Annotated in this window: 20 protein-coding genes; 6 read left to right on the forward strand and 14 right to left on the reverse strand. The window is 49.8% G+C overall.

The window, feature by feature from the left end; all coding sequences use genetic code 11:
• Positions 1–13: 13 nt before the first annotated feature.
• The 4 genes from AC3RCI_RS27835 to AC3RCI_RS27850 all read right to left on the reverse strand — a co-directional run bounded on the left by AC3RCI_RS27835 (position 14) and on the right by AC3RCI_RS27850 (position 6,371).
• Positions 14–1,960: a glycosyltransferase gene (locus AC3RCI_RS27835; RefSeq protein ID WP_492527105.1), complete on the reverse strand. Its 1,947-nt coding sequence runs from the start codon at positions 1,958–1,960 to the stop codon at positions 14–16.
• Entirely contained in the window at positions 1,923–4,079 is a 2,157-nt protein-coding gene (locus tag AC3RCI_RS27840; RefSeq protein WP_492527106.1) for a glycosyltransferase, read from the reverse strand. Before AC3RCI_RS27840 ends, AC3RCI_RS27835 begins: the two co-directional genes overlap by 38 nt.
• A gap of 80 nt (positions 4,080–4,159) precedes the next feature.
• Complete coding sequence (locus AC3RCI_RS27845) at positions 4,160–5,833, reverse strand: DUF6385 domain-containing protein (protein WP_492527107.1); 1,674 nt, start codon at positions 5,831–5,833, stop codon at positions 4,160–4,162.
• A 43-nt stretch (positions 5,834–5,876) separates the two neighbouring features.
• On the reverse strand, positions 5,877–6,371 hold the full coding sequence (locus AC3RCI_RS27850; RefSeq protein ID WP_336782341.1) for a DUF6385 domain-containing protein: 495 nt from the start codon (positions 6,369–6,371) through the stop codon (positions 5,877–5,879).
• A 217-nt stretch (positions 6,372–6,588) separates the two neighbouring features.
• On the opposite strand from AC3RCI_RS27850, the gene AC3RCI_RS27855 reads away from it, so the two are divergent.
• Both AC3RCI_RS27855 and AC3RCI_RS27860 read left to right on the forward strand, forming a co-directional pair.
• Positions 6,589–7,107 carry a hypothetical protein gene (locus AC3RCI_RS27855; protein WP_492527108.1) on the forward strand — a complete coding sequence of 173 codons (519 nt, stop codon included), beginning with the start codon at positions 6,589–6,591 and terminating at the stop codon, positions 7,105–7,107.
• Between the two features lie 33 nt (positions 7,108–7,140).
• A complete protein-coding gene (locus AC3RCI_RS27860; RefSeq protein WP_492527109.1) occupies positions 7,141–7,722 on the forward strand; it encodes a hypothetical protein in 582 nt (193 codons plus the stop codon).
• Between the two features lie 90 nt (positions 7,723–7,812).
• Here AC3RCI_RS27860 and AC3RCI_RS27865 read toward each other — a convergent pair whose 3' ends face one another.
• From AC3RCI_RS27865 to trhO, 9 genes are all read right to left on the reverse strand, one after another.
• The gene (locus tag AC3RCI_RS27865) at positions 7,813–9,132 is read right to left on the reverse strand and encodes an MFS transporter (RefSeq protein ID WP_492471241.1); all 1,320 of its coding nucleotides are present in this window, start codon (positions 9,130–9,132) and stop codon (positions 7,813–7,815) included.
• A 78-nt stretch (positions 9,133–9,210) separates the two neighbouring features.
• The gene (locus AC3RCI_RS27870) at positions 9,211–10,389 is read right to left on the reverse strand and encodes a winged helix-turn-helix domain-containing protein (RefSeq protein WP_336782347.1); all 1,179 of its coding nucleotides are present in this window, start codon (positions 10,387–10,389) and stop codon (positions 9,211–9,213) included.
• Positions 10,390–10,553: 164 nt separating this feature from the next.
• Positions 10,554–11,348 (reverse strand): ABC transporter ATP-binding protein, encoded by a 795-nt coding sequence (locus tag AC3RCI_RS27875; protein ID WP_492471240.1) that lies wholly within the window; start codon positions 11,346–11,348, stop codon positions 10,554–10,556.
• Positions 11,349–11,350: 2 nt separating this feature from the next.
• Positions 11,351–12,211: an ABC transporter permease gene (locus AC3RCI_RS27880; RefSeq protein WP_236146853.1), complete on the reverse strand. Its 861-nt coding sequence runs from the start codon at positions 12,209–12,211 to the stop codon at positions 11,351–11,353.
• A gap of 149 nt (positions 12,212–12,360) precedes the next feature.
• On the reverse strand, positions 12,361–13,416 hold the full coding sequence (locus AC3RCI_RS27885; RefSeq protein ID WP_492471239.1) for an ABC transporter substrate-binding protein: 1,056 nt from the start codon (positions 13,414–13,416) through the stop codon (positions 12,361–12,363).
• Between the two features lie 328 nt (positions 13,417–13,744).
• Positions 13,745–14,599, reverse strand: a complete 855-nt coding sequence (locus AC3RCI_RS27890; protein WP_492471238.1) for a phosphotransferase — start codon at positions 14,597–14,599, stop codon at positions 13,745–13,747.
• A 22-nt stretch (positions 14,600–14,621) separates the two neighbouring features.
• A complete protein-coding gene (locus AC3RCI_RS27895; protein WP_492527110.1) occupies positions 14,622–15,194 on the reverse strand; it encodes a TetR/AcrR family transcriptional regulator in 573 nt (190 codons plus the stop codon).
• A 238-nt stretch (positions 15,195–15,432) separates the two neighbouring features.
• Positions 15,433–16,071, reverse strand: a complete 639-nt coding sequence (locus AC3RCI_RS27900; RefSeq protein WP_095291272.1) for a helix-turn-helix transcriptional regulator — start codon at positions 16,069–16,071, stop codon at positions 15,433–15,435.
• A gap of 21 nt (positions 16,072–16,092) precedes the next feature.
• Positions 16,093–16,980 (reverse strand): oxygen-dependent tRNA uridine(34) hydroxylase TrhO, encoded by an 888-nt coding sequence (gene trhO / locus AC3RCI_RS27905; RefSeq protein ID WP_492471236.1) that lies wholly within the window; start codon positions 16,978–16,980, stop codon positions 16,093–16,095.
• A 381-nt stretch (positions 16,981–17,361) separates the two neighbouring features.
• Here trhO and AC3RCI_RS27910 point away from each other — a divergent pair, with 381 nt between their 5' ends.
• From AC3RCI_RS27910 to AC3RCI_RS27925, 4 genes are all read left to right on the forward strand, one after another.
• Positions 17,362–21,447, forward strand: a complete 4,086-nt coding sequence (locus AC3RCI_RS27910; RefSeq protein ID WP_492527111.1) for an InlB B-repeat-containing protein — start codon at positions 17,362–17,364, stop codon at positions 21,445–21,447.
• A gap of 224 nt (positions 21,448–21,671) precedes the next feature.
• Positions 21,672–22,241: a TetR/AcrR family transcriptional regulator gene (locus tag AC3RCI_RS27915; protein ID WP_492527112.1), complete on the forward strand. Its 570-nt coding sequence runs from the start codon at positions 21,672–21,674 to the stop codon at positions 22,239–22,241.
• Positions 22,241–22,675 carry a DMT family transporter gene (locus tag AC3RCI_RS27920; RefSeq protein WP_492527113.1) on the forward strand — a complete coding sequence of 145 codons (435 nt, stop codon included), beginning with the start codon at positions 22,241–22,243 and terminating at the stop codon, positions 22,673–22,675. The genes AC3RCI_RS27915 and AC3RCI_RS27920 overlap by 1 nt, the downstream gene beginning before the upstream one ends.
• Before the next feature lie 2 nt (positions 22,676–22,677).
• Positions 22,678–23,094, forward strand: a complete 417-nt coding sequence (locus AC3RCI_RS27925) for a YvaD family protein (RefSeq protein WP_127537419.1) — start codon at positions 22,678–22,680, stop codon at positions 23,092–23,094.
• Between the two features lie 52 nt (positions 23,095–23,146).
• Here the strand turns inward: AC3RCI_RS27925 and AC3RCI_RS27930 are convergent, their stop codons facing one another.
• Positions 23,147–24,256, reverse strand: coding sequence for a hypothetical protein (locus AC3RCI_RS27930; protein ID WP_492527114.1), 1,110 nt, complete (start codon positions 24,254–24,256; stop codon positions 23,147–23,149).
• Between the last annotated feature and the right edge of the window lie 34 nt (positions 24,257–24,290).

Genomic DNA, 24,290 nt, shown 5'->3' on the forward strand with positions numbered 1-24,290 from the left:
TACTGTCAATGATTCAGATCTCAAAACCATCCGGTCCCGGCAATTCCAGCCGAAGCTGTTGAATCACTGGCCAGCAGCGGTGACGTTCACCATTTGGTTCTCCGGCCAACTCCTGTAAATGATGATCTGCTGCATCTACAAGACTCTTCGCCAACCAGACCGATCCTGCAGCGGTATCGAAAGCCCCGGCAAAAGGTTCCTGTGCATATTTCGAATTCCGGTTCAGCGCCTGCCCTTGATGGAGCTCTTCCGACGAGCGGACATCCGCACCCAAAAACTGCTGGCAGATCTGAACGAGTCCAAGCAGCTCGGCCCATTTACCGGAGTGGATGCATCCCTCCATGAGAAGACCCAAAGCATGCCATCCCTCGTAAGCTACTGCTTCAGTCTTTGATTCAGCATCACCAGGCCTTCCATTGACTTTGGCATTCGTGCTGGCACTGGTATGCAAGACTGCCTTCTCTTGTCCTGCAGACTGTTCTGGCCCCGATCGCACACAGAGATTCAGCCATGTCGTTAACGGATCCGATGCTGCTGTCTCCCGCCCTTCCAGCCAGTTCACACGCTCCAGCCAGCTGGCTGCTTGGAGCGCGTAATCACCTTTTTTACGCCGAACGGTATCCAGCTTGAGCCTCGCCTTGTTCCATCTCCCCTGCCCGATATGAAGCAGCGCCTCAGCAAATGACAGCCGTTCTCTCATCTCCTTCGAAGGTGTCGAAGCTGCGCCTGGCAGCATCTCCAGCGCTGCATCATAACAACGACTCTGCTCCAGAATGCCAATGATCTTGTGAGTAGCCTCTTCGGAAGACAGGGCGAAACGATGGGTAATCAGTGCGGGTATAAACGATTGCTGCCCCGAAACCCGCATGATCCGGAATATTCGGTAGAGAGGTGGCAGTAAGCTGGATTTGGCACGAACCGCTTCCACGTAAGCATCGACTGCACCCTCAAGGTCTGCCCGCCCTTCCAGCAGCCGCCCGAGGGCGTACCAAGTCTGATAGGTGCCCATTCCTTCTTCTGTATGGTACACAGGAGGCGGCGGTCCCAACTGAATGGCTTCACGCAATGAATGCTCCGCCTGCTCCGTGCGACCCAATGCTTCCTGACACACTCCCCGGTTATGCAGCAGATCCGTATAATCCGGGAATAACACAAGTGCTTCCTCAATGTGGTCCAATGCTTCCTGCCAGCGACTCAAGTGCTGAAGGCATCGTACCTCATACTTGAATAACAAGTGGGCATAACTGGTCACCAGAGGATCGATGCCTGCCTTGGCCACACGAAAGGTCTGAAGTGCGCGCTCCGCTTCCCCCACACGCAAGTACTCGACGCCCAGATTATAATGATGGAACGATTGCTCCGGCTCTTCCTTCACAGCCTGTTCCAATAATTTCAGATTCCGATTCACCTTGTCCTTGCGCTCCACAACCGCAGTCTGATAACCATAATGATGGATCATCATGTCTGTCACATGAAAAGCAGCATCCGGATTCTTCCGGCAAATGGCCCCTGCAATCTGTTCATGAATCCGCCCTTCAAACCGATGCTCCGGAGCATTACGGAACAACCGCAATACCGGATTCACTGTAGCTCCCTGCTGACCTGTACCTGTATAGTTATGAATGTTCAAAAACAATCCGTCGCATGGGCTGGCTGTCGTCCAGCTTCGAAGCTGCTCCCGCGCTGCTGCATCCAGCGCCTCGTCCGCATCCAGGAACAGTATCCATTCCCCTGTCGCCTGCTCCAGACCTGCATTACGTGCAGCAGCAAAATCATCACACCACACATAGGACACTATTCTTGCCCCGTACTGCCGCGCAATATCGTTGCTCCGATCCGAAGAGCCGGTGTCCACGACGATAATTTCATCTACAGCCCCCTGGATACTCTCCAGACATTGCGCGAGCCACTCCTCCTCATCCTTAACGATCATGCATAGCGAAATGCGGTTGCTCGGCAAGCTGGTTCCTCCTCTCGTTGGCATGCCAATCTGTACGCCAAGGGATGCCTTGGGCTGTCCTTAACCTTTGAAGGAGGGCATCCTGCTCCGCTATAAGGCCTGGATTAGAGGGAGAACGACTCAGCTCCATTTGAATAACGCCAAGAGCCAAATACAAATAACCTATGGCAGCTCCGGCTCGCGCCTGATGCGATCCTGCATCTCGCTCCAGCGCCTGCTGAAATAGAGTCACAGCCTGATCGTAATGCCCTTTGGCAAACAACGCTTCCCCGAGGTAAAAGGTACCCTCAGCATCCAGCTTCCCTTCCGTCATGCAGCCAATTAGGAGATCAGCAGCCGCCCGGGTATATCCTTCGCGATAAAGAATGCCTGCAAGCCACCGGCTAAATTCCATGCATTGGTCCTTCTCCGTGCAACCATCCATCCACTTCTCAAACCACTGCTGGGCCAGTATCAGTTGCCCTGTTTGTACAGATCGCTGCATAATGTCTTGAATCAGGTTAAGCGCAGTCGATTGCAGTACTTCAGACAACCTTTCCCCACTCTGTCTCATGGGGTTCCACCCCTGCACCTGTTGTCCTCTGAACCACCGGTCCACCGTCCCCCAGACTTCGCGATCTTCCTGCTCAGATGACTCCAGAAAAGCAGGAGAAAGGCCCGATCCACTGGCCCAACAAGCAACTGCCCAATTCAGTCGCTGCTCGGGCAGGAGAGGTTCGACACTCGCCTCACGTTCACCCCACAGTTGTTCTGCGAGTTGTACGGCTTCCGGGCATCGGCCCGTACATAACATCCAGTGCAGTTGAACTGCCGGGTCAATCTGAACATTTTGAGCCAGATCCTGAAGCAGGGATAATGCCTGCCCGTATGCTCCGCAGGATGCAAGCGCATGAACAATATTCCTGATCGCATCTGCACCTTCTCCTGTATGGTTCTGCTCCCCTAAATTCAATCGCTTCTTCCAGCGAAGCAATAATGCCTCAGCAATGACCTCATCCGATTCTCCAGATTGCTGCAATACATCTGCGAGCCCCTGGAGTGTGGGGGAATATGCAGGCATGTGATCCAAGGCCAGACCGTACAGATGGGCCGACTCCTGCAGGAACCCCCTCTTCTGTGCCAGACGCGCCATGGCAGTGTAGGGTCTGTATGTGTCCGTGCCTTGTTCATGTACATAATCGGTTTGCCTGCGAACTCCCTCGGATGTATCCACTGCTCTTGCATAGGATTGATATGCTCGTTCCTCGAGACCTTGTTGTTCAAGAAATTCACCGTATAGAAAGTGAAGGTCAGCGTAGTCCGGGTAATGCTGCGTTTCCACTGCCAGAAGTGCGCGGCCTTCATCATAACGTTCCAGGGCTCCAAGAACTTTCGCATAATCGCACACGAGTGTAGACCGATACGGTGCACCAGGCTCCGTCAGGCGCAGTGAATTGGCAAACGAATCCGCTGCCTTCTCCATCTCTCCCAGCTGGCAATACGTTACTCCCAGATTGTAGAGATGAAAAGGTCGATCCGGGTGCTCCTTTAATTCCTGCTGCAAAAGCTTCAAATTCCGCAAAGGTTTGCGCCCCTGAGCGATTTGGGAAGCAAGGTATCCATCATGAGCGAGCCGCAGCGGAGCCACGGGGTCGGACTCCCGCCGAATGTTCTCCGTATCATCACACACCAGCTGCTCATGAATACGACCTTCATAGCGGTATCCGTGGCCTGATCGAAACAGGCGTACCGGCTGAAAGACAACTTGATCTCCCGTTTTCTCATCGATCCGATTCTCTATTGTCACTTTTAACTTCGATACACTCTTATGGACTGTGGGCAGATAATTCATTAACTCTTCCATACCATCTATGGCATACTCATCCGCGTCTACACACAGAATCCACTCGGTGCCTGCCAGCGGCAGGCTAATATTGCGTGCCCGTGCAAAGTGATCTTCCCACTCGGCATGAAGTACGGTTGCCCCGAATTGTCTTGCAATCTCTGGCGTGCGGTCACCCGAGCCTGTATCTGTAATGAACCACTGAATGCCGGGCAGGTTAAAACTATTCAGACAGCGGGGCAATTGTTGTTCCTCATTTTGAACAATCATGTGAATTCCAAGCAGCCTGTTCTGCATATGCTGTCACCTCCAACGCAAAAAAAGTACATGAAGTCCATTAAATGAGACTCCATGTACCTATATGATTGAGAACCTGGTTATGTGCCTTGTCCATTGAAGAACACATCGATTGTACTTGGTGCACCGATGAGACTGGAACGATAGGAAAGGCGTGTATATTTGAGGAAACGTTGGGGAACCAGTACATCCACGGAGCCTGCCAAAATTCCCGTTACGGTGGTCACGTCCGTATACCAGTTCGATCCGTTGGCACTGATCTCAACCTGGGCATCCACACGATTGACCCCTGGGCCTCTGTTGTATACAAAGAAGGAATATGTGCCGAATACACTGGTTGTCACCGCTGGTAGAGGTGTGAACGTATTGGCAGTGGGTGTATTGATCAGCTGCGATTCCTGGAAGCTCTTTTGGGAAATCGACGTTACGCTGCTAAGTGTTCCGGCTGTGATGGTCGCGCCGAGTACACTGGTGATCGTTCCGTTCAGTAGATTCGTCAACGTTCCCGCGGTAATTGTCGCACCAAGCACATTCGTGATTGTACCGTTTAGCAGGTTGGTTAATGTTCCGGCCGTGACCGTTGCACCAAGTACGCTGGTGATCGTTCCGTTTAGCAAGTTTGTCAGCGTACCTGCCGTGATGGTCGCGCCTAGCACACTCGTGAGGGTACCATTCAGCAGATTCGTCAAGGTTCCCGCTGTAAGCGTCGCTCCCAGAATGCCTGTGATTGTACCTGCAGTAATCGTCGCACCAAGTACACTGGTGATGGTTCCTGCTGTGATTGTGGCACCAAGTACGTTCGTAATGGTACCGTTCAGCAGGTTCGTCAATGTGCCTGCGGTTACCGTGGCCCCCAGTACACTGGTGATGGTTCCCGCTGTAATGGTGGCACCAAGTACGTTCGTAATGGTACCATTCAGCAGGTTCGTCAATGTGCCTGCGGTTACCGTGGCCCCCAGTACACTGGTGATGGTTCCCGCTGTAATGGTAGCTCCAAGCACATTCGAGATTGTACCATTTAACAAATTCGTCAGCGTGCCTGCCGTGATGGTCGCGCCTAACACACTCGTGAGGGTACCATTCAGCAGGTTCGTCAACGTTCCCGCTGTCACCGTAGCTCCAAGCACGCTCGTAATGGTTCCGGCTGTGATGGTTGCTCCAAGAACACTTGTAATCGTACCATTCAACAAGTTCGTCAGTGTGCCTGCCGTGATGGTTGCGCCTAACACACTCGTGAGGGTACCATTCAGCAGGTTCGTCAACGTTCCCGCTGTCACGGTGGCTCCAAGCACGCTCGTAATGGTTCCGTCTGTGATGGTTGCTCCAAGTACACTTGTAATCGTACCATTCAGCAAATTCGTCAGCGTGCCTGCCGTGATGGTCGCGCCGAGTACACTCGTGAGGGTACCATTCAGAAGGTTCGTCAACGTTCCCGCTGTCACAGTGGCTCCAAGCACGCTAGTTATGGTTCCGGCAGTGATGGTTGCTCCAAGCACACTGGTGATCGTACCTGCTGTAATGGTGGCCCCGAGTACACTTGTAAGGGTACCATTCAAAAGGTTGGTGATTGTGCCTGCATTAATGGTGACCGTCGTCAAACCCGAGATGTTACTGATCGTTCCGTCCAAAATGATCCCGACAACATTACCACTCGTATCCGTTCTGACGGGCTGGGCCGTACCGGTAGCATCCTGACCAAAGATCAGGGTCCGCAGATTGTCCGGATTCGTGTTAAACGTTGTGAAGTTAGGCATGAGCCCCGTCCTCCTCCCTGGAAATCAGTCATATTATTTCACCTTAGGGCATGCGCTGTGCCTGAAAGAAAACATCCAGCCTGGTGGGTTGATCCGGTTCCACCGATTGAATCACAAGCCGGGTATATCGAAGGAACCGCTGCGGAACCAAAGCTTTGGTTTGGCCCCCCTCAATCACCTCCTGGCTGTCCACCGCATAATCCACTGCATTGGGACTAATCTGGATCTGTACCAGAGCCGGATTCTTGCCCCGGTTCACAATGCCATATGTGTACAAGCTGAGCGATGATGTATCCTGAGCAGGAAGAGCACTGGTGGAACTGCTGGTTTCGGCCCCGACATAGGTATGCTCTGTAAAACAGTGAGTAGCACCAGGGAGTATCGTGCGTGAGGGAAGACCCTGCTTGACCCGGGGACGAGTAATCCGGGAACAAGGAGGTTTCAGCAGTTTAGCGCGGCAGGATCGGCGGGGTCGGCGGCGGCTCACATATTTAGTTGGTCTCAATCTCTTCTTGCTTCGCTTCGCTGTTCGGCTCATCTCGATTCCCCTTAAAAAATGTGCTTCCGCATCGTATGCCCGGACTTAAAATACGGGCACGGCATCTGCCGCTATTTTCGATTATGCCGTTCTTGCCCCAAACGCTTCCTCCATGTTGTACATACACTGTAAAGTACAAGGACGAGAGTATCCATTTGCATACCAAAGTCAGTTCAGTTCTATCAAAGCGGAGGTGGGTAACATAACGAACTATAACGTGTTCAACCAATCTAACGGTCCCCTGTTTACCCAGCTTACCAATACATTTTCCGCCCCCGGCATTGAGGCTTCGGCAGAGAGCGGCGCTGCTGCTGCAGGCAGTTTCTTCGCGTTAACCACAAACAACACCCTGCTTCCTAACAACCAGAATCTTCTGCTGCAGATCATTAATGCCGCTGGCAGCGGCAGAACTTTGCGAATTTCCAGCATTTCGGGAGGAGCAACCGCAGCGGCTACGCTTGTCGTATATTCCGGGGGCACCGTTACGGTAGGAAGTACGCCCGTCCCAGTCAATACATTGCTTGGCAGCACGAATACCAGTGTAGTCACCACTAGGCAAAATACTGGAACGCTGGGCGGTGCGTTTACAAGCCTGCTAAGTCTTCCACTGACCGCTGGCATGTTTCGGATGAACTTCAACGGTTCGATTATCGTGCCACCAGGACAGACGTTATCCGTTAGCTTGGGTATTGGGAATCAGACGGGAGCCATTAATTTGTTCTGGTGGGAATTCTGACAGATAACCATGAAGGAAAAGGTGGTGAATACCTTGCCCAACAATAACGTGTTTAACCCGCAGACTCGGCCTGTGTATACGTCCAATACCAATACCTATCAGTCTCCGGGCATTATTACCCCACCGGAAAGCGATGCAGGGAACGTGGGAAGACTGTTCAATTCCGGTACAACCAACTCCACCACCCTGGGGTTACTGGGCGGCAGCGTTATCGCGACGGTCCAGTTGAGCAATCCTGTGGGAAGTGGGAGAACGCTGTACGTATCCAAGCTTTCCGGTGGAATTACGGTTGCACTCAATCTCCTGTCTTCCTTCAGTGGTTCCATGGTCCTGAGTGCCAATGGAACGCTGACCTCGCCGAGTACATTACCATCCGTGAACAGCAATCTGTCCAGCACCAATACCAGTGTTGCCATCGTACGATTTTCCACCGCTGCGCCTACCGGAGCAACGACGCTAATGACGATGCCTTTGCAGGCGGGGCCCTTTTCATCCAGCGCATTTGGGAGCTATGTCATCCCGCCAGGTCAGGCCATTAATCTGACGGTCAGTGGTTCTCTTTCCGTTGGAGGCTTGCTGGCATCCACAGCTTACTTTGCTTGGTGGGAGGTCTAATGACCACCTCTACCTTTCCAAATGGTCAAAGCCGCCTCCGGCGAACTGGAAGCGGCTTTATCGTATTTCTTTTCACACCAGATATAGATGTTATACGTGTTCCTTCAGGACAGTGCCATGTGATTCCCGGATTCCCCACAATACACGCTGCAATACGATGCCTGCCACTCCAATAGCCAGCGTAGCAATGCCGATGAATTGAAAGGTAAGGCCGGGCCCCATAATATGAATCAGCGCACCACCTGCCAGCGGTGCAACAACAAGCACGACACTGGACATCGAATTTTGGATGCCGAAGACACGTCCTACATAAGCAGGAGGGGTTTCCTTTTGCAGCAAATAATTTAGAGTCACCATAGAGAGGCCGTTTCCGAGGCCAATGCACAGCCCCCAAACGATAATCCAACCATCCGGGGTATGGGGAACTACCCAGCCTAGAGCAGCAATACCTGCGCCAATAAGGACAAAACCTCCACCTAACCCCCATCCATAACTGACTCGCGGCAGCCGGTTCAGCAGCAGAATCATGATAACCGCACCTGCACCTGCCGATGAGCCCAGCCACCCGATCAAAGCTTCATTCCCCGGCTTGATGCTGCGGAAAAGCGTTACGAACTGATAATCAATCATCAGAATCGCCATTAAGCCCAAACAGCCAAACAACAGCGTGTATAGAATGGCCCGGCTGTTTCGTATAAAGCTCCACCCTTTCGTCCATTGCCTCAGCACCGATTCAGTCTCTGCTTGGTCCTGCTGATCTTGCGTCTCCTCGCCTATAGAATATTCCGGCTTCTCCGTTAACCGTCGCAATGGCCATAGCACCAAACCGGATATAAGACGGGTGTAGGCATTGATCACAATACAAATCTGAGGTGAGAATACCGCCAGGATGACGGCACCCAGAAGCGGTCCGGCCACCTTGGAGCATTGTCCGACAAAGCCGTTCAGAGACGATGCCTGAAACAGATGCTCCTCGGCCACCACTTGACGCGTCAGCGCCTGCTGGGCCGGAATGTGGAATACGCCCATCATGGCTCGCAAGGCCAGAAGCGGAAGCAGCCATGCCGCGCTTGGCGCGAACAAAATGGCAACCGTAAGCACAACGGTGATTACATCACAGAGCAGCATGATCTTTACTTTGTGCAGACGATCCGCAAGGGTACCCGCTACCGAACCCAGCAGGATACCCGGGACAGCCATACAGACGGGAATCAGTGCGATGATCAGTGGATCGGCACCCCATCGATAGGCCACCAATACCTGAATGGCAAGGGCATCAAACCAATCCCCGAAGGTAGCGAGCGCATACGCGATAAACATACGCATGAAGCGGAAGTTGGTCCACAAACTTGTGGGCGGCATTGGGGACGAAGGTGATGGCTGATGAGATTCATTTGAAACAGTATTCATTGTGGGGTTTCCTCCTACTCCTCTGATTACAGCCTTGTTGCCAGGCTTACATGTTCCTTGGCTGTAATCATACGAGAGTTATATCAGAGGAAGATCAGACGCTGGAGGGAATGAGGATAAATACGCGCGGACTTCATTCGTAATACGCTGCCCATACATAGGAACACCGTATTCTTTGGCAATTTCAGCATAGACTTGACGATATTTTTGAACCAGACGTCCCTCAATTCGGTGATGTGCCATGAACAACAAGATCTGATTCGCCGAATTGATGTATAGTGGTGCGTTCAATGTCATTTTGAGAACAGCGAGCCCGTCATCCATTCTCAGCTCTGCTTCTCGAGCTCTCCCCTGCCTCAGCAGCCACAGCCCCTCCATGACCTGGAACCGCCCGATCTCACGCAAATATGGCGCATCCTTCAGACTCGAACGTAACATGCTCATCTGTTCTTCTACTCTTTCACCACTGCCGCCCCACAACTCTACGTACAACTCCGACAGGGATACAGGCAGCTTGAAGTTGACCAGATGGTCTGTCTCAATGACGCGATATGTCTCTACTAACTGTGCTTTGGCTCGCCGATATTGGCCAACCTCTGCATAGACCTCGACAATATTCAAGATACGGAGCTCCCGAAGCTGATCCGCAGACAATGCAGGTGAACTCAGTGCCTGCTCATACAGATGCAAACTCTCCGCTGGTTCAATCAGCGCGTGTACAAAAATCAGCAGCCAGTACAACCGCTCCTCAAACGGGAATTCCTCGGTGGTCATTAGCCATTCCAGGTCCCCCTGGATAAAATGGATATACAGCTGATAGAACGAATCAATCTGGATACCCAGAGCATCCTGCTGATCAAACAAGGTTAGCATCGATTTCCCCTGTCCAAACAAATGATATTTGCGGAACAATCCATGGATCACTTCCCGCATCTCCAGATCGTGTGCGGAGGGGTTGGCGGGCAGCGCTGCCATATTCGTCCGTATGGTTAGTCTGTAACCGTAGCCCCGAACCGTATCCAGCGAAACTTCTTCCCAATGTTTCAGTTTCTTGCGCAGCCGATACACATGGTCATCCACGGTGCGTTCAACCGGATACTCCAGCGGCCATACACTGTCCAGCAGCTGGCTGCGGGTAAATGCCTTTTCCTTGTTTTCATATAGAAAATGAAAAAGCGCGAATTCCTTCGCGAGCAGCTGGATGGAATCCGTGCGCCGGGTTACGGTATATGTACCTTCATCAAATTGCAATGACATGCCTGGTCCCCCTGTATATGCTTGCTTATCCCTTGTTTGGATTCATACATAATGTGATTAAACTAAACCTGGTATTCGTTCATGTAGAAAACAACATACCACAAAAAACCTTTTGCGGGTACGCAAAAGGTTTACTGTATAATACGCCCAGCGTATGGCCTGGCCTAGCCAAGTACTACGCGGTCGTCTGCCATCTTTTTGCCGCTGATGCGCTCGAATTCACCCAGCAGCTCAGGTACGGTCAATGTGCGCTTGCGCTCTTCACTGACGTCCAGAATGATTCTGCCCTTATCCATCATGATCAGACGGTTACCCAGACGAATCGCTTGTTCCATATTGTGAGTTACCATCAGGGTCGTTAGTTTCATCTCACGGACCAGCGTTTCGGTCAGCTCGGTAATTAATTCGGCACGTGAAGGGTCAAGTGCCGCCGTATGTTCATCAAGCAGCAGAATCTGGGGCTGGGTAAAGGTTGCCATCAGAAGGCTGAGTGCCTGGCGCTCCCCGCCAGAGAGAAGACCCACTTTGGCATTGGGACGTTTATCAAGTCCAATCCCCAGCTTCTGCAGCTGGGCGTTGAAGATATCCCGTCTTGCCCGGGTAACCCCGAAGCCAAGGCCACGCCCTTTACCGCGTTTATACGCCATCGCCATGTTTTCTTCAATCGACATATGCGGAGCCGTTCCTGCCATCGGATCCTGGAACACCCGGCCGATCCAGCTGCTGCGCTTATGCTCAGGCAGGCTTTTGATGGACCGGTCATTGATCAGCACATCACCCATATCCGGCTTCATTACACCAGATATGATATTCATCAACGTCGATTTTCCCGCACCATTACTGCCGATGACCGTTACAAAATCCCCCGGATTCATCGTCAGATTCACACCAACCAGTGCTGTCTTCTCGTCTGTCGTTCCCGGATTGAACAGCTTCGTCACATGTGAAATCTCCAGCATGATCACATGCCTCCCTTCGCTTGCTGACCCGTGGAACGCATGAGCTCTTCCGTTCGTTTGCGAGCAAGGCTCTTCTGCTTCATGGAGCGCTGCATGGTTGGGAAGACAAGAGCAATAATGACGATTACCGCGGTAATCAGCTTCAGATCAGAGGTATCGAACCATTCGACCTGAAGAGCAAGCGCAACGACAATCCGGTAAATAATCGAACCGACTACAGCTGCGAGCGTTGCCCAGAATACCGTTCTTGCACCCAGAATGGCTTCCCCGATAATAACGGAGGCCAATCCGATCACGATCATACCAATTCCCATCGTAATGTCTGCGAAGCCTGATTGCTGGGCAATAAATGCCCCGGACAACGCAACCAGTCCGTTAGACAAGCTGACGCCGACGATGGTCGTTACATCGGTATTTGCACCGAAGCTGCGGATCATGCGTTTGTTGTCGCCTGTGGCGCGCAATGCCAGTCCAATATCGGTTTTCATGAACAGGTCCAGCATGATTTTAAATACCAGTACAACAATGATGATCAGCACCATGACATGTTCGCCCGAGAATGGATTATCCATTCCCATAATGGATTTATTCGGCGCACCAAGAATGCGCATATTAATGGAATAGAGGGCGATCATCATCAGAATTCCGGATAACAATCCATTAATCTTGCCTTTGGTATGCAGCAGACCGGTACAGGCTCCAGCTATCATTCCTCCAGCCATTGCCGCCAAACAGGCGAGCCAAGGAGAAAAGTCATTGGAGATCATAACCGCCGCGATTGCGCCTCCTGTTGTAAAACTTCCGTCTACGGTAAGATCGGGAAAATCGAGAATCCGGAACGTAATATATACACCAAGGGCCATGAGGGCATATAACAGACCGAGCTCGATTGCCCCTTCGATTGAATTCCAACTTATACTCACGCTACTTCCTCCCTGTCTATCGAAAAGAATGAGGCGAACCCACTGCACGTCCGCCTCGCATCCGTACTGCCGGTTGTCATCCGGTCAGATTATTGAATAATGTTGTTATCCTGGTCCTGCACTTCCGCCTTCATCTCGTCGGTAACTGTGATGCCTTGAGCTTCAGCTGCTTTAAGATTCAGGATCAGATCGAGCTTGTCCGGAACGGTTACTTTCATATCGCCAGGCTTCGTACCATTCTTCAAAATATCCGCGGCCATTTCGCCCACTTGATATCCATGGTCATAGTATTTAAAACCTACGGTAGCAAAAGCACCTTTTTCAACTGTATCCCGGTCACTGGAGAAGAACGGAATCTTGTTGCTGTTTGCTGTCTGGATGATCGTATCCACTGCACTGACAACCGAGTTGTCGAGTGTGATGTAGAAGGCATCCACTTTGCCTACCAGAGAGTCTGTTGCCTGTTTAACTTCAGATGTATTCGTAACTGGAGCTTTGACCAGCTTGATTCCGTGTGTTGCCAGTGCTTTTTCGGCATTGTCTGCCATGACAACGGCATTCGGCTCGCCCTCGTTAATGACCAAACCTACTGTTTTTACGTCGGTCATGTATTTCGTGATAAAATCAGCCAACTGCACAATTGCTTCCGGATTCGTATCCGATGCACCAGTGACATTGCCGCCTGGCTTGTCCAAGTCACTAACCAGTTTGGCACCCAGCGGGTCCGTTACTGCTGCGAAGAGCAATGGCTTTTCTTTGACCTGTTGAGCCAGTGCCAGTGCAGATGGGGTAGCAATCCCGAGCACCAGATCATTCTTTGAGTCGCCTGCGATTTTTTGGGCAATGGACAGGTTGTTGGTTGAATCACCTTGTGCATTGTTGTAGTCAATGGTCAGGTTTTTGTTTTCTTCGATTCCCGCTTCCTTCAGTGCCGCAATGAATCCTTCACGTGTTGCATCCAGGGATGGATGTTCCACAATTTGCGAGATGGCAATGCGGTAGGATTTTTCTGCAGCCCCTTCGCTTGCTGTAGTACCGGATCCTTCGGATTCCGTACCCGTACCCGTGCTGCTGTTATTTCCGCAACCTGCGGCTACAATCATTGAGGCAACCATCATCAGTGACATCCAGAATTTCTTTTTCATTTGAGAACCCCTCTCCATCTTCTAAATGTGTTGCCCATCTCCTCATCCTAGTGGCACGATAGGGCGGGACAAAGCGAACGCTTCAACGCATTGTTGCTTTTATCGACAAAAGCAGACAAACATAGACATTCCTCATGCGACTGAAGTCCATGACTCGTGTTGGTCATTTTGTGTTTCTCTAATATTAAGGTGCGACTTCTTTCCCGTCAATGGTTGTACCGCTTCCAATTTGGTTTATTCCTTAAGCATGATAGAAAACATTACACAAAATAAAAAAAGCCATCCACAATATTTCTGCCGATGGCGCGTTTATCATACTTTAATTTGCCTAACAAATGTGGAGCCTTCTTCTAATCTCGTTGATAAGCAAACACTTTTCCTCTTCGGAGATCCCATCCGCAACCAGTTTGCGTGCTGCCATAGGGAGGATCCAAGGTTCAACATCTGCATAACGGATGCCAGATAATCTTTCGTACTCCTCCATGAACAAGGTAATGCAGGTTTCCCTTGTAGCATCGAGAAGAACACTGGCCTCATTGGGCAAATGTGGGGGTAAGATCGCATAGCGAATCATAATTACATATTCAGCCAAGTCAGCTTCCGGATTTCCTATAGAAGCATTGTTCCAGTCAATAATGACGGCGTCGTTATCTCTAAGCAGTATATTGCCTGGATTTGGATCTCCGTGACAAAGCTGCTTCCTGATGGGTAACTCATCCAGTTCGGCGATAACGGCTGCCTTCTCCGCTTCTGTTAAATATTGGGCTCTACTAATATCGTTTCTGATATTCTCCCGCTGACTCGGCATATTGGCCACTGAATGAGAATGAATCTGGTGAAAAAGTTGTGCCGTGATCTTCGCATCAATGTAATCGTCCATGATATCCATGGGTTGTTGCAGTCTGGATTGCTCTACTGCTCTTTCTACGAATCTCTTCATAATGGGTTCGCCATAGATTCGTTCAAATACAGCACCTGATCGACCCCCGACGTCCACCAAATCGTAGGGTCGCGGAACTGGCAGCCCGCATGACCAAGCAGTTCGACAATGGTGCAGTTCAGCCTGTAAAGCAGCCGGAATGGTATTTGGCTTAGCCAACTTGATGATCTTGCTTCCATCTTCCCATTCAAATACTTCCGCACATCCGCCTTCTCCAATTTTGTTACCGAGCCCATGGACCACTATGCACACTCCCTATTCGGATTTAATAAGTGAGACCTTCTTTATGCAGTAACATCTCATACATTTCCCGGATCATCTCGGTGGCTTCGTCCATGTCCAGCTCTAAGGTGTGAGAGTTAAGTAGCGTTCCAATACCGATTAAATAAATCGTCAGTTTTAAGAAAATGCGCTTGAGTTGCTCGTAGGAAATGTCCTGCAATCGCTTGCTGTATCGCATATAAGATGTGGTCAGCTCTTCCCCCACAAACTGATCAGTATGTGGATGGTATTGCCGATAACCTGATAGATACAAGGCTCTGAACAACTGCTTCTCGTTTTGCGCAAAATTCAGAAAACCGATGGTCAGGTTCAGAGCAGGAGAATTATCGCTGTCCTTATAATCCAGCATGCTATTACGAGCAAATTCGGCAGCTTTGTCATACACACTTGCTTTCAGCTCTTCAATGTTGTTATAGAGGCTATAGATCGGTTGGGTAGAGCATTGGAGCGTCTGAGCGACGTTTCTCGCAGTGATCGCCTCCAGCCCCTGCTCCCGCACAAGCTCAAATGCGGCAGCTAACACTTTTTCTTGCGTGATCTCGGATCTTGGTGGCATTACATTCTCCCTCCAGCAAAAATAACACCCGTTATATAACTCATGTTATTATTATAAGATTCATGTGTCAAGTATACATGTACGATAAGATCTTCTCCTAAATATCGTGAACTAGTATAACTTTACTGGATGTTAAGTGAATCACAACGTGAATTCAACCGTAATATTAACGTTTTTACGTCTTATATAACAAAAAAAGAGACTGTTTCGAATAATCGAAACAATCTCCTTACGTTCATCAATTTCCCGCGGCTTCGCGAATCTGGTATGTGCACTTCTTGCCGCCCTCTGCGTAACATTCCGTGCGCTCGACATCTGCCTGCAGCAAGGAACGGAAAAGATCCAATTCACAGCGGCAAGCCTGACGATATACGCTCGCTACCTGTACAATGGGGCAGTTCAGCTCTGTTAACACATAAGAACCGTCTTCTTCTCTCGATGCGTCAGCCATGTAGCCATTAGCATTCTGTATGCGTGCCAATTCCTCCACACGCCCGGCCAGATCCTGGCCCTCCATCTGGGGCAATTTGCTCCGAAGCAGCTTGTCGCGCCGACTCTCGAAGAGCGTGTCTACAATGCCTTCACCGGCAGACTCCGTCAGCTCTTCCAGCAATTCAAGCGTAAGCGACGGGTAGGATTTTGGAAAAAAACCATCTCCGCGTGCGGTCAGATGGTACACCGAAGATGGACGTCCAGCTGTGGCCCGAGCCTCCCGGACTTCAATTAGTCCATCCTGCTCCAGTGCCGTCAGGTGACGGCGAATCGCCATGCCGGTCAGTTCAAGTTCGGCCGTCATTTCTCTTGCGGTCATCGTGCCCTGCCGCTTCAGCATGAACAAAATCCGTTCACGCGTCGTCATTTCGTCTTCACGCTTCACGTGCAGCACCTGCTCTCCTGCTTATGCGTGTACCGGCGCTGCCTCCCGGCAGGCATCCGAGCAAAAGCGGTTATGCGTCTCTTCGCAATCCTCACAGCACACATGCTGCAGGTTGCAGGTTGGACAATTAATATATCGGTCATGTGTCGTTCCACAGTGATAACAGCTGGCAATAACGATATCCTCATCTGTCCGGTTAATCGGCACGGAGATACGTTCGTCAAACACGTAGCACTTACCATCGAACAGACGACCTTGTACCTCTGGGTCCTTCCCGTAGGTTACAATGCCGCCTTCCAGCTGCGCCACGTCCTGGAATCCCTCTTTGATCATGAAACCGGTCAGCTTCTCGCAGCGAATGCCGCCAGTGCAGTAGGTAATGATCTTTTTATCCTTCATTTCGCCCAGGTTCTCCCGGATCCACTCCGGAAACTCGCGGAACGACTCAACGTCCGGACGAATGGCTCCGCGGAAATGACCAATTTCGTATTCGTAGTCATTGCGGCCATCAATGACGATAACGTCATCACGTTGCAAATGCTCGTGGAACTCTTTTGGCGAGAGGCGTTTGCCGCTAGTCACGTTCGGGTCCAGTTCTTCGTCCACGCGGAAGGTTACCAGCTCCGCTTTGTGACGAACAAATATTTTTTTGAACGCGTGCTCTTCCACGTCATCAATCTTGAACACCATATCGCTGAACAGCGGATTGGCATGCATGTCCTTCATGTATTGCTCCGTCTGCTCCGGCGTGCCGGATACCGTACCGTTAATACCTTCCGATGCAATCAGAATACGGCCTTTTACACCCAGGTCCTTGCAGTATTGCAGATGTTCTTGCGTAAATGTCTCGGGGTCTTCAATCTTCACGAACTTATAATATAAAAGCACGCGGTACGCGCTGTTACACATGTGTATCACCTGTTCCTATTCCATGTTGATATTGGCCGGATCATCCGACAAGCCTACAACGTTGCAACCTTGCTCATTAAAAAGAAAATAAACAGCCGCCCGAAACATCGTCTCGAACTGCTGCCCAACATACGACTTTTATTCCTGCACTCTAGTTTATCGGAATCAGAAGGGCTTAGTCAATATAAATGTATAGAAAGGGATGAAAGTTATGGAACATTTCAACCATAATTGAGGTGTCTCTGGAAGATATCAAAATTTATTTTAAATTTGAATTAAAATCATATTCAATTTTGCCTTCGTATCCAGTACACTATGCTCATCATTATATGGCTTACCACTGTAAAACACGAAAGTGCAGTGGATGGGGATAAGCATAACGTGAATATATTACATGAGGAAAATGGGGATGAAATTGTGAGTCTACCTTTATTCAAGAAAGTAAGTATCATCTGGTTGGTATTCCTGATTGGACTGAGTGGTCTGTGGAATAATTTCAGTCTAGAACGGGCTAACGCGGCAGCAGTAGAACCCTATCTTGGTGAGATCAAATTATTTCCGTACAATGCAACACCCGAAGGATGGATGCCTGCCAGAGGACAAACCATGTCTATCACTCAGAATACCGCTCTTTACTCTCTGCTTGGAAATAATTTTGGAGGTGATGGAAAAACAACCTTCTCATTGCCCAATCTATCCGGTGCTGCACCTGACGGCACAGGCTATTACATAGCGATAAATGGAATCTTCCCTTCGCGTGATGAGAGCATCTATGGCGCGGGACCATCTGTTCTTGGAGAAGTTCGTCTGTTTCCGTATCAGTTTACCCCACGAGGATTTTTAGCTGCGAATGGCCAAGAGCTCTCCACATCTGCATACAACGACTTATATAAGATGATTGGCACGACCTACGGCGGTGACGGGAATACCTCATTTAAACTTCCGAATTTACCTAAATTACAAAACAATATTAACTATGTCATATCCACGGATCCCACTCAAGGTGCCGAGAATGGGACTGGTAGCGAGTATTCAGGCGAGATCATTCCCATGCTGGTTAGCCTTCCGACAAACCGCTGGATACCAGCCGATGGATCAACACTGACTATCAACCAGAATCAGGTTTTATTTAGTCTACTCGGCACCAAGTTTGGTGGTGATGGCAAGGTGAATTTTAAAGTACCTGATCTCAACCGAAACCAATCAACTCTGGTTTATTATATTGTAAATGGGGGCGAATTCCCCATTCTGGACTTCGGACAGCTGCCGGAAGCAATCGAAGACACCTATACCAGCAACCAAAACTCTGCTTTGGTTGTTCCTGCACCAGGCGTGCTAGCCAATGATAGGGATGCTTCTACTGCTATTTTGACAAGTGGGCCGATGTACGGAACACTCGTTATGAATGCCAACGGCTCGTTTACTTATACTCCGATGACTGATTATGTAGGAACTGACAGTTTCACTTATAGTGCTAACAATGAATGGGGCACCAGTGTTTCGGTGACAGTTTCCATAACTATTGAGCAAACTACAGCTCCAATCATTAGCGGTGTAGTTGAAGACACAGTGTACAATCAAGCCGTCACACCTAGCTTTAATAGTGGTATGGCGCTGCTGAATGGCGCTGCATTTACAAGTGGCACTAACGTCACGGCAGATGGAGATTATACCCTGACAGTTACCAATAGCATTGGTACAACAACGATTCACTTTACGGTAGATGCCCATCCCCCTGTTGTCACAGGCGTGACCCAGAACGGCGTCTATAACGTTAATCCCGTAATCACCTTTAATGAAGGAACCGCGACCCTCAATGGTTTCCCATTCAATAATGGGGGCACGGTCCAAACCGAAGGAGAGCAAGTCCTTATTGTTACGGATCGTGCAGGCAACACGACAACCATTCAATTTAGCTTTTATGCTCCACGGACGATCCATTTTGTCAGTAATGGCGGTTCGGATGTACCTGAACAATACGTGAATTATGGTGACCAATCTACCAAACCAGCCGATCCAACCAAAGCTGGGCACACGTTCGCTGGATGGTTCACCGATTCAGGTTTAAGTCAGGTTTTTGACTTTGACAATACAGCCGTAACTACCGATCTTACCCTATATGCTAAATGGACGATTAACTCATACACTGTTAACTTCGACTCTAACGGCGGTACGGCGGTCGATGATCAGTCCGTTCCATATAGCGAGTTGGCAACGGCTCCCGATGCCCCAACCAAAGTTGGACACACGTTCGCCGGATGGTTCACCGATTCAGGCTTGAGTCAGCGTTTCGACTTTGACAATACAGCCGTAACTGGCGATCTTACCCTGCATGCTAAATGGACGATCAACTCCTACACCATCAACTTTGACTCTAACGGCGGTACGGTGGTTGATGATCAATTGATTCAATACGGTGAGTTGGCAACCACTCCTGCCGATCCAACCAAGGCGGGACACACCTTCGCTGGATGGTTCTCGGATTCCGGTTTGAGTCAGGCTTTTGATTTTGACGATACAACTGTAACCAAAGATATCACCCTGTATGCGAAATGGACGATCAACTCCTACACCGTTAACTTCAACTCTAATGGCGGTACGGCGGTTGATGACCAGTCTATTCAATATGGTGAGTTGGCGACCACTCCTGCTTCTCCAGCCAAGGCTGGACACACTTTCGCCGGATGGTTCACTGATTCAGGTTTGAGTCAGGCTTTTGATTTTGACAACACACCTGTAACTAGCGATCTTACTCTGTATGCGAAATGGTCGATCAACTCCTACACCGTTAACTTCAACTCTAACGGCGGTACGGCGGTTGATGACCAGTCTATTCCATATAATGAATTGGCGGCAGCCCCGGCTGATCCAACCAAAGCTGGGCACACTTTTGCTGGATGGTTCACCGATTCAGGTTTGAGTCAGGCTTTTGATTTTAACAACACAACAGTAACTGGTGATATCACCCTGCATGCTAAATGGACGATCAACAATTACACCGTCAACTTTGACTCTAACGGCGGTACGGCGGTTGATGATCAGTCTGTTCCATATAACAAGTTGGCAGTGGCTCCTGCTGATCCAACCAAAGTGGGACACACTTTCGCCGGTTGGTTCACGGATTCAGCCTTGAGTCAGGCTTTTGACTTTGACAACACACCTGTAACTGGCGATCTTACTCTGTATGCGAAATGGACTGCTGACAAGTACATCGTCTCCTTCAATACTCTTGGTGGATCTGCCGTAGATGATGTATCGGTTGAGCACGGGAGTAAGCTCACAGCTCCGGCTTCACCAAGCCGTTCAGGCTACACGTTTAGTGGATGGTACGTCGATGCTGAGTTGAAGACACCGTTCGACTTTGATCAAACGGAGATGACCGCCGATCTTACTTTATATGCGAAATGGAACGTGGTTCCTTCTCCACCATCAGGCAGTAATGGCAATAACAGCGGTGGTTCCGGCAGCCAGAACAGTAACGGATCGAGTAATAATTCCTCGCCACCCGAAACGGCGAACTCATCAATAAACGGACGTTTAACGCTGGCAGCGGGGCAGGCCGGTCAAGTAAGTTTAGGAAATGGCATGACATTAATTATCCCTGCCGGGGCAATGAATCAGGAACTGAAAATCACCGTTGACCAGGTTGAGAATTCATCCGATCTGCTGACCAATCAAGCCCAGCTGCTCAGTCCGGTATATGAACTACTCAAGAATGTGGCTCAGAATTTCGAAAAACCCGTAACCTTAAAGATGGCCTTCGACGGATCAAGCTTGCGAAGCAATCAGCGGGCTGAACTATTTTATTTTGATGAACAAGAAAAGATATGGCTTTCTGCTGGAGAATCCTCTATGGATGGCGATCTGATCCAAGTCGACGTAGATCATTTCACCAAATTTGCTGTATTTGCGGTTGATCAGCCTAACGCCCCAGTGGAAGTCGCTTTACATGATATAAAAGGTCACTGGGCGGAAGAGCTCATTCAGCAGGCTGTTCGTGATGGCATCGTGAAGGGCTATGTAGATGGATCGTTTAAACCAAACGCATCCGTTACACGTGCTGAGTTCACAGTAATGCTGATGAATGCACTGCAGACCGATTATGCTGAAGCACCTTTATCATTTACCGACCTCTCAAACGTAGCCGCCTGGGCACAGTCTGCCGTAGCCCGTGCCGTGCAGGCAGGATTCATTCAAGGGGACTCGGGCGGTGCCTTCCGTCCGAATGATGCCGTAACCCGTGCAGAGATGGCCGTGATGGTAGCGAATGCCCTGCAATTGAAGGCAGAATCCGGAACCAGCTCAACCTTTGCAGATAACGAACAGATTCCTGTATGGGCGAGAGCAGCGGTTGCTGGAATGCAACAGTCCGGGCTGTTGAATGGTAAGGGATTGAACACCTTTGCTCCAAGAGACAACACGACGCGTGCCGAAGCAGTGAAGCTGCTCATGAGTATGCCCAATTAAATTTCCATAAATAAAGCCTGTGTTCGGGCGGCAGCCCCTCTGAACTGTATAAACAGTTGGAGAGGAGCTGCCTCAGAACACGGGCTTTTACTTTTATAAGGAATACGGAAAAGCGCCTCTTATTGACAAGAAGAAAACCGAGATATAAAATACAAAAAAACAAGGAAAATAAATTATTTTATTTATTTTCCGATCAAACAAACAGAGTACAAGGAGGCATAACCATGAGTAGAGAACGCATTCTTGATATCACCCGCCATGAAGTGATCCGGAGTGGCTTCCGGTTCAGTATGAATGAATTGTCCAAACAACTGGGTATGAGTACCAAGACGGTATATGAATTCTTTCCTTCCAAAGAAGACTTGCTCAAAGACTTGCTCGATGCCTCACTGACCGAAATCGTTCAGAAAGAGCAACAGCTCATGAATGATACATCGCTACCCCTTCCGTCAAAGTTAAGACAAGCCCTTGTCATGATGCCCGACGACCTCGGCATGTTTGATCTCCAGCGTTTGTCTGAATTGCAACGTTATTATCCTGCTGTCTGGAGCCAATTGGATCTCTTTATAACGAACCACTGGGATGAGATCAGACAATTGGTACACACAGGACAGGCATCTGGTGAACTGCGTTCATTTGATACCGAAGTTTTTGTACAAGTCTATATTGGCGGCTTATACAGGTTGATGGAACAGTCCGCATCGGGATCCTGGAACGGCAGCACCTTATCGGCAGCACTGCAGGAGATGGTCGATATGCTCCTGGAAGGCGTTCTTCCAAAGGAGGGAGCATAATGGCTTGGTTATGGCTCGCTGTAGCCGTTCTATTTGAAGTTGCCGGGACGATCTCCATTAAAATGTCTGAAGGATTAAGTAAACCCGGGCTCGCAGCACTTATGGGTATTTTTTATCTGATTAGTTTTGGGGTCATGAGTCTTGCGCTAAAAGAAATTCCAGTCAGTATCGCCTATGCCATATGGTCTGGAGCTGGGATCACCATTCTGGCTGTGGTTGGGCTGTTCGCGTTTCAGGAACCGATGACTTGGCTGAAAGCCGGATCCCTGCTGCTGATTATCCTTGGTGTGGCTGGATTACGTATGGGAAGCCCAGAAGCGAAAGTACCGAGTAATCGGTCTCTTCAGCTGGCAGCAGAATACTCACCTTCTATTTTGGCACAGGATGTTTCCCAGCATCATGGTGCTGAATTCCAACCCGATAAGGAGGGGTAACGTTGAGTCGTTCGTTAAAAACCTTATTCCTGCTCACGGATATCGGCTTTATTCTGTATTGGGCGGTGACGTGGGGTTCATGGATTCCTAAGGAATACTTATATCAGGACTATACTAATCCTCTGCTGGTCGCATGGAACCTGTCGTTTCTTCCGCTTGATCTGCTCATTTCCGCTACAGGATTCTATAGTCTGTTCCTTCTTCGCCGTTCGGATCAACGCTCGCGGATGGTCGCCCTTATCTCCCTGGTATTGACCTTCTGTTCCGGGCTCCAAGCGATTGCGTTCTGGTCATTCCGTGGAGAGCTTGATTGGGGCTGGTGGGTTCCCAACCTTTACTTGATGATTTATCCGTTATTCTACATACCGAGACTTCTCCGTAAGGAACAGCCTGCTTCCATCTTTTCAAAAAGTGCATAAGAAAAAAGCCTGGTTCCTCTTGAGAACAGGCTCATTCTTGTATAGTCACCCGTTACTCCGAGATCGTAATAACAGAGGTGACAAAGTGATATGATTCATTCTGCAGCACCGCTTGGGACAGCAGAATCTTGTTGCCTTCCGGACTCCAGGCAAGCGGGTCGGAGATGTTGTCCATGTCGGCCGAAATCTGGAATTGCTCTGCTGATTCCGTATTGGAGACGAACAGCCCTTTCTCATCATCGCTCTCCGAGTTAATTGTGTACGCGATCTTGGAATCATCACCGGACCAACTGGTCCCGAAGATCTGGGTGCCTCTGGCGAGCGTCGCCTTCTCGTTTCCTTCCAGATCGGTAAGCACCAGCGCCCGTTTCGTATCCGCTGTTTTTTTCACAATGGCCAGCCTGGTTCCATCATTGGACGGAATAACCCACTCCACGCTCTTCAGAACCTGTTTTACATCACCTGTAGTTGTATCATAGGCATTCAATTGTCCGTCTTCACCGGTAATATAGTAGATCATACTGCCCGAGACCCTGACACTGCGCACGTTGAAATTGCCGGTCTTCACCAACACCTTGGTTGTTCCATCAATACTGGCTGAGACGAGGTCTCCCTTCATATTCGGAAAGACAACATGCTCATTATCCAGCCACGCGCCTTCCTGAACGAAACCATCTTCCTTGCCTGCATTCACTGTCTCCCCGTTGTGCAAATTCAAAAAGAAACCTTTGCCTGTCGATTCCTCCGGCTCACGGTAGAACAGGTACTGCCCATCCGGTGAGACCATCGGCGAGCTCAGACTGACTTCGCTCTCCTTGAGCGGTGTATCGGTTCCTTTTGCCAGATCGTACATATATAAGTTATGCGGGTATCTCTCCTGGCCTTCAACCATGACGGGTTTCATCGACGTGTTCTCTTTGTCCGATACGATCCAGTCATCACTTAGCCAGGCCACGCCGCGCATGTTGGGTAATTTATCAATTTTCTCGAGTTTGAAGCTCTGATACACCGATGTATTGGTATTGTCTTTTACCGTGATATCTGTGCCCGTTTTCCCACTTCCCGCATTCCCTTCCGGTTCAGTGCTTCCCCCGCAAGCCGCTGCCGACAAGAGAGCGAACGCTCCTAATGCACCCAATGCCGCCTGTTTCCAATTCATCATGGTCCCCCCTGGTTTCTCTGCTATAGACCAAGCA

It is taken from the genome of Paenibacillus sp. MT124, from assembly GCF_058792755.1.